This window comes from Flavobacterium sp. GQ95 (assembly GCF_059758655.1).
On record NZ_JCAXEB010000011.1, the window covers coordinates 12541 to 24070 of the forward strand.

Genomic DNA, 11530 nt, shown 5'->3' on the forward strand with positions numbered 1-11530 from the left:
TATTTTCTTTTCAGCTTCTGATCAAGTCTCCCTGAATTTTAGAAGCTTCAATGATCTGATGAATATCAGCATCTATAACTTCTTTTTTAATGTCGGCGAATTTCAAAAACTCAATATAAACAATATCCAATTGTACTTTTGTTAGTTCGTAACCTACTTTTTTAGCACGGTACGCCAAAGCAGCTCTTCCGCTTCTTGCTGTCAAAATAATAGATGATTCATTTACACCCACATCAAGCGGATCCATGATTTCATAAGTTGCTCTGTTTTTGATCACACCATCCTGATGAATTCCTGAACTGTGTGCAAAAGCATTTGCTCCAACAATAGCTTTATTTGGCTGAACAATCATTCCCATACTTTCAGAAACCAAACGACTCATTTCGTTCAATTCTCTTGTATTGATGTTTGTATCCAAATTAAGGTAAGGATGTTGCTTGAAAATCATTACTACTTCTTCAAGTGCCGTGTTTCCTGCTCTTTCACCAATACCATTAATTGTACATTCTATTTGTCTCGCTCCATTTATTGCACCTGCAATAGAATTTGCAGTTGCCATTCCTAAATCATTATGACAGTGACATGAAAGGATTACGTTTTCGATTCCTTTTACGTTTTCTCTTAAATATTTAATTTTTGCTCCGTATTCTTCTGGTAGACAATATCCTGTTGTATCAGGAATATTTAATACTGTTGCTCCGGATTTAATTACTTCTTCGCAAACTTGTGCTAAGAAAGCGTTATCTGTTCTACCTGCATCTTCTGCGTAAAACTCAACATCTTCTACATATGATTTTGCGTGAGAAACAGCAAATTTTGCTCTTGCGATAATATCTTCTCTGGTAGTATTTAATTTATGGAGTATATGAGATTCAGATGTTCCGATTCCTGTGTGGATTCTAGGTCTTTTAGCATGCTTTAAAGCTGCTGCTGCAACATCAATGTCGTTTTTTACGGCTCTTGTTAGTCCACAGACGGTTGCATTTTCTACAATTTTACAAATCTCAGAGACCGATAAAAAATCGCCCGGACTTGACACAGGAAAACCTGCTTCGATAACGTCAACTCCCATTTTGTCTAGTCGTTCTGCGATAACTAATTTTTGTTTAGTATCTAACTTACATCCTGGAACTTGTTCACCATCGCGCAAAGTGGTGTCAAAAATTTGAACTTTCTCTCTATTCATATTCATTTATTTAATGTAATTTCACATCTTGATAACAAATATATATTGTACTTATGCAGTATGAAATTCATTTTAATGAAATTATACTGTTCATAACACAATTTATAACGAGTTAAATAATTAATAATCAATAAGTTATATTATTATATTTTACAATGGCTAACCATCAAAAAGATTTCTTATTTGTTCTGATAAAATCGCTTTCCAAATCCGAAAAAAGACAGTTTAAAATTTTTGCAAGCCGATTGGAAACAAGTTCGAATACTAAATTCATCGAGTTATTTAATATTTTAGATAAGTCTGAAACCTATGATGAAAAGCTTATTCTAAAAAGTGGCATCATTAAAAAAATACAGCTATCTAACTTAAAATCATATTTATACAAACAAATTCTGGTCAGTATTCGATTGAATATTCCAAGTCAGAACATTCGATATCAATTGCGTGAACAAATTGATTTTGCTGGAATCTTATATAATAAAGGATTGTATAAACAGAGTTTAAAAATTCTGGATAAGACAAAAATCATTGCGCTGGAAAATGATGAAAAATATATGGCATATGAAATTGTAGAGTTCGAAAAACTAATCGAATCACAATATATTACCCGAAGTATTCAGGGCCGTGCAGATGAATTGGTAATTCAGGCAAAAGAATTGAATTACAGAAATACTATTTCAAGTAAATTGTCAAATTTATCACTGCAGTTATACGGAATCATGCTAAAAACAGGTTACGTAAAAAATGATGAAGAGTATAAATATATTGATGATTACTTTAACAGACATACTGCAAAATTAGACGAAAGTAAATTTGGTTTCAGAGAAAAATATTGGTTTTACAATGCCAATCTTTGGCGCAGTTTTCTTGTTCAGGATTTCTTAGCAAGTTATAAATATGCTTATAAATGGGTTACATTGTTTTATGACAACCCAAATATGATTTACCAAAATCCGGTATTTTTCTTAAAAGGGAATCATTACTTTTTGGAATCACTTTATATGCTAAAATACAAATCGAATTTCAAAAAATATCTATCACTTTTAGAAAAAACGATTCAGGATGATAAATTTCCGGTAAACGATAACATTGCATCGCTATCATTTCTATATGTTTATAACAATAAGTTAAATTTACATATACTAGAAGGTACTTTTGCCGAAAGCGAATATTTGATTCCGGAGATTCTGGAGAAAATAAAAATTCACAGCGATCATCTTGATGAACATCACGAAATGTTGTTTTTCTATAAAATTGCTTCTATTTATTTTGGAAACGAAAAATATAACGAATGCATACTATATTTGGATAAAATCATCAATAACAAGAACTTAACAATGCGTGAGGATTTAATGTGTTTTGCGAGATTATTATCGTTGATTGCACATTATGAGTTAGGAAAAGATTATTATTTAGAAAATCATCTTAAAAGCACGTACAAGTTTTTATTGAAAATGAATGATTTACATGAAGTTCAAAAGGAAATCATCAAATTCCTGAGAAACCTGAACAATTTTTATCCAACAGATATTAAAAAGGAATTTATTAAAATGCGCGAGCGTTTTATTGAATTAGAGAAAAACACCTACGAGAAAAGAGCTTTTCTTTATTTAGACATTATTTCATGGCTGGAAAGCAAAATTGAAAATCGTAAAATTGCTGATATTATTAAGGAAAAGGCAAAATTGAGTAGTCGATAGAATTGAAATTCCATTTTTTTAAATTCCAAATTCCAATAAAAAAAAGCGGTAAAAACATAGTTTTCACCGCTTTTTTGTCATTTCGACGAAGGAGAAATGACATACTTTGAGGATATTATCAAATAACAAACTCAACAGGTTTTAAAACCTGTCGGGTTTAATAAACTCCATAAATTGGGATTTGGATTTTTTATATTGGAATTTTATTCTACTATATTAGAACTCGTTACATAAAAATCTTTATCGACTTCTAAAGTTCTGTTTTCATTGGTTGTTTTTACTGATTGCCATTCTGTTGTTGGTTTCAACCAGGTTTCTTCACCGTTTATTTTTACTTTAACCGGCATATCAAATTTAGTTACACAGTTTGTCCAATGATATCCTAAAGTTCCATTTTTGAACATATATTCAAAAATCGGAATTTGAGTTGTAGTTAAATATTGAGCAAAAACTCTGTTGAAATTAATTCCCGATTGCGTATTGATATAATCTTCAATTTCTTTAGAAGTAACGGTTTTATGATAAAAAGTACTATTTAACCCTCTTAAAATCGATTTCCACTTTGCATCATCATTAATAATCTGACGAATTGTATGTAACATGTTGGCTCCTTTTGGATACATATCACCCGATCCTTCGTTGTTTACGTCATAATGCCCAATAATTGGCGTGTCATTCTGAATATTTTTTCTACAACCTCTTACATATTCCGCTCCCGCTTCTTTTCCGTAATAGTACTCCACAAAAAGACTTTCTGAGTAGTTCGTAAAACTCTCATGAATCCACATGTCTGCGATATCTTTATAAGTAATATTGTTCGCAAACCATTCGTGACCAGATTCATGGATAATGATAAAATCAAATTTTAATCCCCAGCCAGTTCCGCTTAAGTCTTTTCCTAAATAACCATTTTTATAGGCGTTTCCATAAGTTACACTACTTTGATGTTCCATACCTAAATAAGGCGCTTCTACCAATTTGTAGCTGTCTTCATAAAACGGATAAGGTCCAAACCAATTTTCAAAAGCTTTAAGCATTCTTGGAGCATCTTTAAACTGTTCTTTGGCTTTAGTCAAATTATCACGTAAAACATAATAATTACAATCTAAATCGCCTTTTTCTCCTTTATATTTTTCAGAGAAATTAACATAATCTCCAATATTGATATTTACTCCATAATTATTAATTGGGTTTGAAACATACCAATTAAAAGTTTTAGTGCCATCTTTTTCTTTTTTAACGCTTTTTAGTCTTCCGTTTGAAACATCTGTTAAATCTCCCGGAACATTAACACTAATCAACATATTCTCCACTTCATCATACATATGGTCTTTGTTTGGCCACCAAACACTGGCACCTAAACCCTGACAAGAGGATGCAATGAAATCTTTACCATTATTATCTTTTTTCCAGGTAATTCCGCCATCCCATGGTGGTCTCACGGCTTCTTTAGGTTTGCCTCCAAAAGAAATTACGATTTCTTTCGTCTCTCCTATTTTTTGTTTAGCTGTTAACTGAATGAAAAATGCATTTCCATCTCTTTCAAATTTTAATTCTTTTCCACCCTGTGTTACTTTATAAATCTGCATTGGTTCCTGCAAATCAATCTGCATTTTATTGTATTCTGTTAAAACAGTATATTTAACAGTATTTGAACCTGTAATTGTTTTTTCAGTTGGATTTACCTTTACATCAAGATGATAATGTTTTAAATCCCACCAAGATCGTTCTTTTGTAATGCTTCCGCGTAAAGAATCCTGATGTGTAAAAGCGGTCTCAGACTTATTTAGAAGTCCTTGCGCATTGGCATTAAAACCAACCAAAAAGGCAATAAAAATGCCTCCAAAGTAATTTTTCATAAATTAGAAATTTGAAATAAATAGGGTACTTAAACGAACTTAATCATCAACAAAAGTAAACATTCGAATCAAGTTTTTAATAATTTTATAATTTCGATTCGAAAAATTTAATGTTAAAGTTTACAATTCTTCCCTATTTTAGCCCTTTCAAATTTTCATTATTGCTTTATGAAACTTATTTCATTTTCTTCATTTTTATGTTTTTTGTGCTCGATAACAGTGTATTCGCAAAATATACCGATTTATAAAACAACTGATCAGCCAACTATTAATGGAGATTTATCAGATTGGAAAACACCTTTTCTAGGCCCATTTGTAATTCATGATTCTGGTGCAAATGCTAGCCAGAATACGATGGTTTCACTTTCGTGGAATGATGACAACCTATATATAGCTTATAAATCTTCTGATTCTAAAATAGTTGGATCATATCAGAAAAAGGATTCGCAAATATTTAATACAGATGATTTAGTAGAAATTTTTATTGATCCCGATGGAGATGGCCAAAATTATATTGAAATTGGAGTGAATGCCTTTTCAACGAATTATGATATGTTATTAAAATGTATTTCTCCCGATTGCGGTGGATGGAGAACTTCAATGGCATTTGATATTCCTGGACTTGAAGCAGCAAGCAAAATAACTCCTGAAGGTTATGCTACAGAAATTAAGATTCCGTTTTCGAGTCTGAAAAAAATTCAGAATGGTAATTTTTCAAAGCCTAAAACTGGAATAAAATGGAAAGGAAATACTTTTAGAATTGATTACGGTAATACTACTGAATATCTTGCTTTACAACCGTATAAGAGTTTAAAATTTGGATTTCATCAGCCGAAGGAGTTTGCTTTTTTTGAGTTTGTGGAATAGTGGTGAATGGAACGCTGATGCCCCATATTCAAAGGATTTATTCTCATTTTTATCCTCCTGACGAAGGAAAGACCATATTAGAAACTCGACAAAGATTGATGACCTTCTATGCGGAATTACTTGTATGATCCTTCCTTCGTCAGAATGACAGGATTGTGTTGAAATGATTGCTTTTATTTCTGGCGTTTCTTCAAAACATCCACAACATCATTCAATTGAAAGCCTTTTGCCTGTAACAAAATCAAATAATGAAAAAGTAAATCAGCACTTTCGCTAAGAAATAAATCATCATTATCGTCTTTTGCTTCAATCACTACTTCTACAGCTTCTTCACCTACTTTTTGAGCAATTTTATTGATTCCTTTTTCAAACAAAGACGCTACATAACTCTTCTCAGAATCAGCATTTTCTCTTCGAACTTTTATAGTATTTTCTAAAGTAGAAAGGAAACCATAATTCTCTTTATTTTCTTCTTGCCAGCAAGTGTCAGCTCCCGTGTGACAAGTTGGCCCAACAGGTTTTGCCTGAATTAAAAGTGTATCGCCGTCGCAATCATTTTTAATACTTACCAAATTCAAAAAGTTTCCACTCTCCTCACCTTTTGTCCAAAGTCTTTGTTTTGAACGGCTGAAAAAGGTTACTTTTTGAGTTTCTATTGTTTTTTTAATCGATTCTTCGTTCATATAACCCAGCATCAGAACATTTTTTGTTTCTGAATCCTGAATTATCGCTGGAATTAATCCGTGTGAGCTTTTGATATCTATGTTCATATTTTTAGTCTAAAGTTGTAAAGTCGAAAGTCTTAAAGTCAAAACTAAATTCGAACTTCTATATTATTATTTCTTAATTCGTGTTTCAAAGCCTTAATTTCGATTTCTTTAAAGTGAAAAACACTTGCTGCCAATGCTGCGTCTGCTTTTCCAACTTTAAAAGAATCTACAAAATGCTGTATATTTCCCGCTCCGCCAGAAGCAATAATCGGAATATTGATCAGAGTTGATAATTTAGCCAAAGCTTCATTGGCAAAACCATTTTTAGTTCCGTCATTATCCATTGATGTGAATAAGATTTCTCCCGCACCACGTTCTGCAACTTCTACAGCCCAGTCAAATAAATTTAATTCTGTTGGCACTTTTCCTCCAACTAAATGTACTATCCATTGTCCGTCAATTTGTTTAGCATCTATCGCCACAACAACACATTGGCTTCCGAATTTCTGTGCCAGATCATTAATCAACTGTGGATTTTTTACTGCTGATGAATTAATTGATACTTTATCTGCACCGTTATTCAGCAGAATTTCAACATCTTCTACAGATGAAATACCGCCTCCAACTGTAAACGGAATGTTGATTTTTTCAGCAACACTTCTCACCATATTGACCAACGTTTTACGACGTTCTTCAGTAGCTGAAATATCCAGAAAAACCAATTCATCAGCACCTTCAGCCGAATAAATTTCTGCCAATTCCACCGGATCGCCAGCATCGCGCAAGTCAACAAAGTTAACGCCTTTAACGGTTCTTCCGTTTTTTATATCCAAACATGGAATGATTCTTTTTGCTAACATCTTTTTAAATGTGTTAATTAGAAAATTTGATAATTAGATAATTTTACGCTACGTATTAAATTATCTAATTTTCTAATTCTCTCATTATCTAATTTTTTCTACTCGAATACAGGACTCAAAAAGGTTCTTTCGTAACTTATAACGCATCTTGTGTCTTCGGCAATTTTAAAAGCTTCTACACACTCCTGATCATCTTTTGAAAACATTTGTTTTCGGTAATTTTCATAACCAGTTAAACTTGGAAAAGAAAACAGTGCATAAGCAATATTATTAGCTCCCTCCGAAGGCATAAAATAACCATGATGCTGGCCTCCTAATCGATTTACGATTTTAATCCATCTCTTACCGTAATCTTCAAACGCTTCCAATTGATAAGGATCTATAACGTATTTTAAATGACATGTTATCATAATCTTTTTTTTAATGTGTCAATGTGGAAATTTGATAATTAGATAATTTTTGTGCAATACGGGAAATTATCTAATTTTCTAATTGGCACATTATCTAATTAACCCTCATTTTCCAATTATATAATTCTCTAGTTGTTTTAGCGAAATTCTGCCTTCATAAATCGCTTTTCCAATTATTGTTCCTTCACAACCTAAATGAGCTAATTTTGGTAGTTCATCAAAAGTTGAAATTCCTCCGGAAGCTATTAATTTTACACCAACGGCTTCTTTTAATATTTTTTCATACAAATCAAAGCTTGGTCCTTCAAGCATTCCATCTTTAGCAATATCGGTACAAATAACATATTGAATTCCTTTCATTTGATACTCCTGAATAAACGGAATCAAATCTTCATCAGAATCTTCTAACCAGCCTGAAACTGCTATTTTTTCATCTTTAGCATCAGCTCCTAAAATGATTTTTTCAGAACCATATTCTGTAATCCATTTTTCGAAGATTGCTCTGTTTTTTACCGCAATACTTCCGCCGGTAATCTGACTTGCACCACTTTCGAAAGCAATTTTTAAATCTTCATCTGATTTTAAGCCTCCGCCAAAATCAATTTGCAAACTGGTCTGTGTCGCAATTTGCTCCAGAATTTTATAATTGACAATTTTACTCGATTTTGCACCGTCTAAATCTACTAAATGTAAATATTCAATTCCGTGTGCTTCGAATGATTTCGCTGCTTCAAGCGGATTTTCATTGTAAATTATCTTCGTATCATAATCGCCTTTTGACAAACGAACACATTTTCCGTCAATGATATCTATGGCTGGTATTATTCTCATTATTTAGGTCTTAAAGTTTGAAAGTCCAAAGTCGTAAAGTCCTTAGATTCCTTTTATATTTTTAAAAAATTCTCTAATATTTTCTCACCGACAGCTCCGCTTTTTTCCGGATGAAATTGTGTTCCGTAAAAATTGCCTTTTTTTAATGCCGATGCGTATTCTAACTCATAATCCGTTGTCGCAATGGCTTCATCGCAATTTGGAGCATAAAAACTATGTACTAAATACATAAATTCATTTTCCGAAATCCCCTTAAACAAATCCGATTTTAGATTATAAATTTGATTCCATCCCATTTGTGGCACTTTTACTTTTGATGTGAATTTAATTACATCGACATCAAAAATTCCTAGACCTTTCGTATCGCCTTCTTCAGATGATTTACACATCAATTGCATACCAAGGCAAATTCCTAAAACGGGTTGTTTCAAATTCGGAATCAAACTATCCAATCCGCTTTCTTTTAGTTTTTTCATAGCCGAACTTGCTTCACCAACTCCTGGAAAAATCACTTTATCAGCCTGCTGAATCTCTTCGGGATTATTACTCAAAACAGCTTTAAAACCAAGCCTTTCAATAGCAAACATAATGCTCTGAATATTTCCTGCTCCGTAATTTATAATTACTATTTTCATTAAAAAAGCTTTAAGCTTTAAGCCGTAAGCTTTAGGCTTATTGCCTATTGCCTATAGCTTATAGCGTTTTACAACATTCCTTTCGTTGAAGGCAAAATCATCTTTTCTGTATCTCTTTTCACCGCTACTTTTATGGCTTTTGCGAAAGCTTTAAAAATCGCTTCAATTTTGTGGTGCTCGTTGGTTCCTTCTGCTTTTATGTTGATATTGGCTTTAGCACCGTCAGAGAACGATTTAAAGAAATGATAAAACATTTCTGTTGGCATTTTACCTACCATTTCGCGTTTGAATTCGGTTTCCCAAACCAACCAGTTTCTTCCTCCAAAGTCAATGGCAACCTGCGCCAGACAATCATCCATTGGCAGACAGAAACCGTAACGCTCAATTCCTAATTTATTCCCAAGTGCTTTCGCAAAAACTTCTCCAAGTGCAATTGCAGTATCTTCAATCGTGTGGTGTTCATCAACTTCTAAATCACCTTTTACCAAGATTTCCAAATCCATTTGACCGTGACGAGAAATCTGGTCTAACATATGATCAAAAAATGCAATTCCGGTATCAATTTTACTTTTTCCGGTTCCGTCTAAATTCACATTAATGAAAATATCGGTCTCATGTGTTTTACGTGTAATCGATGCCGAACGTGCTTCCAATTTCAAAAACTCATAGATCGTTTTCCAGTCCGTCGTTTGCAAAATAATCGTATCATTCAATTCTTCACGTTTTGATGATATTTCATTACTTCCAATTCCGTCCGTCATATTCATGAAAATCGCTTTGGATCCTAAATTTTTCGCCAATTCAACATCTGTCAAACGATCTCCCAAAACAAAAGAATTTTCTAAATCATATTCCGGATTATTCAAATATTTCGTCAACATTCCTGTTCTAGGCTTGCGCGTTGGCGCATTATCTTCTGGAAATGATCTGTCAACAAAAATATCATCAAACAAAACTCCTTCATTTTCAAAAGCTTTTAAAATGAAATTCTGCGTTGGCCAAAATGTATCTTCCGGAAAACTATCCGTTCCTAATCCATCCTGGTTGGTAACCATCGCTAATTCGTAATCTAATTCAATGGCGATTTTAGCCAAATATTGAAAAGCTTTTGGATAAAATTCTAGTTTATTCAAACTATCCAGTTGCAAATTTTCAGGTTCTAAAACAATCGTTCCATCACGATCGATAAAAAGTACTTTTTTCATAGTATATTTTTGTTCTGCCACAGATTACGCAGATTAAAATGATTTTTTCTCTTGCCACGAATTTCACTAATTTTCACTAATTTAATTTGTGTTAATTCGTGGCAAAGAAAATAAAACACAAACAGAAAAAAATCATTTTAATCTGTGAAATCTGTAGCCAATATTTTTTACTTTAATAATTTCAATTCCTTAATCAAAATTGCATTTTCTTCTGGAATACCAATCGTAAAACGCAGGCAGTTTTCGCATAAAGGCTGAGTTGTTCTATTGCGTATTACAATTCCTTTTGCAATTAATTCGTCGTATCTTTTGTTGGCATCGTCTACTTTAACCAAGACAAAATTGGCTTCCGTCGGGTAAACTTTTTCTACAAAACTAACTTCAAGTAAAACTTTAAGAAGTTCTTCTCTTTGCTCAATGATAGAAGCTATTTCCTGCCTTATTTTATCAGAATCCTTCAGACGAGAAATGGCTCTTTGTTGTGTCAATTCGTTTACATTATAAGGAGGTTTTATTTTATTTAAAACCAAAATTACAGCTTCAGAAGCATAACAAATCCCCAAACGAATTCCGGCCAAACCATAGGCTTTTGAAAGTGTTTGTGTAATAACCAAATTTGGATATTCATCCATTTCTGTCAACCAGCTTTCTTTGTCTGAAAAGTCAATATACGCTTCATCAATTACCACCAAACCTTTAAAATTCTGAAGCAATTTCACTACGCTTTCATCCGAAAAAGAATTTCCTGTCGGGTTATTTGGTGAGCATAAAAAGATGATTTTTGTATTCGCATCAACAGCTTCTAAAATTTTCTCTACTTGTGGCTGAAAATCTGTTGAAAGTAAAACTTCTCTATTTTCTACCGCATTAATATTCGCTAAAACACTGTACATTCCGTACGTTGGTGGTAACGAAATAATATTATCAATTTTTGGTTCACAAAAAGCTCTGAAAAGCAAATCCAAAACTTCATCGCTCCCATTTCCTAATAAAATCTGACTTGATTTTACGCTATTATTCTTCGCCAAAATCGCCTTAACCGAACTTTGTTGTGGATCAGGATAACGATTTACACCATTCTGAAACGGATTTTCATTAGCATCCAAAAAAATCATTTCGGCAGTATCAAAATCTTCAAACTCATCTCTTGCTGACGAATATGGTTTTAATATTTTTACGTTTTCACGTGTTATTGTATTTATATCGAATTCCATTGTCTTAATTTTTGGAATATAGAAAATAGAATATAGAGAATAGACTTCTCGCT

11 protein-coding genes are annotated in these 11530 nt (G+C 32.7%); 2 read left to right on the top strand and 9 right to left on the bottom strand.

What is annotated here, in order from left to right; translation table 11 throughout:
- Nucleotides 1–10 precede the first annotated feature (10 nt).
- On the bottom strand, nt 11–1186 hold the full coding sequence (locus AC6CH4_RS19515) for a 2-isopropylmalate synthase (protein WP_498105914.1): 1176 nt from the start codon (nt 1184–1186) through the stop codon (nt 11–13).
- A gap of 155 nt (nt 1187–1341) precedes the next feature.
- Here AC6CH4_RS19515 and AC6CH4_RS19520 point away from each other — a divergent pair, with 155 nt between their 5' ends.
- Nucleotides 1342–2886, top strand: a complete 1545-nt coding sequence (locus tag AC6CH4_RS19520; protein WP_498105916.1) for a hypothetical protein — start codon at nt 1342–1344, stop codon at nt 2884–2886.
- A gap of 203 nt (nt 2887–3089) precedes the next feature.
- Here the strand turns inward: AC6CH4_RS19520 and AC6CH4_RS19525 are convergent, their stop codons facing one another.
- Entirely contained in the window at nt 3090–4745 is a 1656-nt protein-coding gene (locus tag AC6CH4_RS19525) for a M1 family metallopeptidase (RefSeq protein ID WP_498105918.1), read from the bottom strand.
- Between the two features lie 168 nt (nt 4746–4913).
- Between AC6CH4_RS19525 and AC6CH4_RS19530 the strand changes: the two genes are divergently transcribed.
- A complete protein-coding gene (locus AC6CH4_RS19530; protein ID WP_498105920.1) occupies nt 4914–5612 on the top strand; it encodes a carbohydrate-binding family 9-like protein in 699 nt (232 codons plus the stop codon).
- 173 nt (nt 5613–5785) lie between these two features.
- Here the strand turns inward: AC6CH4_RS19530 and hisIE are convergent, their stop codons facing one another.
- The 7 genes from hisIE to hisC form a co-directional block, all read right to left on the bottom strand.
- Complete coding sequence (gene hisIE / locus AC6CH4_RS19535) at nt 5786–6382, bottom strand: bifunctional phosphoribosyl-AMP cyclohydrolase/phosphoribosyl-ATP diphosphatase HisIE (protein ID WP_498105922.1); 597 nt, start codon at nt 6380–6382, stop codon at nt 5786–5788.
- 44 nt (nt 6383–6426) lie between these two features.
- On the bottom strand, nt 6427–7182 hold the full coding sequence (gene hisF / locus AC6CH4_RS19540; RefSeq protein ID WP_498105924.1) for an imidazole glycerol phosphate synthase subunit HisF: 756 nt from the start codon (nt 7180–7182) through the stop codon (nt 6427–6429).
- Between the two features lie 98 nt (nt 7183–7280).
- On the bottom strand, nt 7281–7592 hold the full coding sequence (locus AC6CH4_RS19545; RefSeq protein ID WP_498105926.1) for an NIPSNAP family protein: 312 nt from the start codon (nt 7590–7592) through the stop codon (nt 7281–7283).
- A 105-nt stretch (nt 7593–7697) separates the two neighbouring features.
- A complete protein-coding gene (gene hisA, locus AC6CH4_RS19550; protein ID WP_498105928.1) occupies nt 7698–8423 on the bottom strand; it encodes a 1-(5-phosphoribosyl)-5-[(5-phosphoribosylamino)methylideneamino]imidazole-4-carboxamide isomerase in 726 nt (241 codons plus the stop codon).
- Between the two features lie 53 nt (nt 8424–8476).
- Nucleotides 8477–9058, bottom strand: coding sequence for an imidazole glycerol phosphate synthase subunit HisH (gene hisH, locus AC6CH4_RS19555; protein WP_498105930.1), 582 nt, complete (start codon nt 9056–9058; stop codon nt 8477–8479).
- Nucleotides 9059–9126: 68 nt separating this feature from the next.
- Nucleotides 9127–10263 (bottom strand): bifunctional histidinol-phosphatase/imidazoleglycerol-phosphate dehydratase HisB, encoded by a 1137-nt coding sequence (hisB, locus tag AC6CH4_RS19560; RefSeq protein WP_498105932.1) that lies wholly within the window; start codon nt 10261–10263, stop codon nt 9127–9129.
- Between the two features lie 167 nt (nt 10264–10430).
- Entirely contained in the window at nt 10431–11477 is a 1047-nt protein-coding gene (gene hisC / locus AC6CH4_RS19565) for a histidinol-phosphate transaminase (RefSeq protein ID WP_498105934.1), read from the bottom strand.
- Nucleotides 11478–11530: the final 53 nt, after the last annotated feature.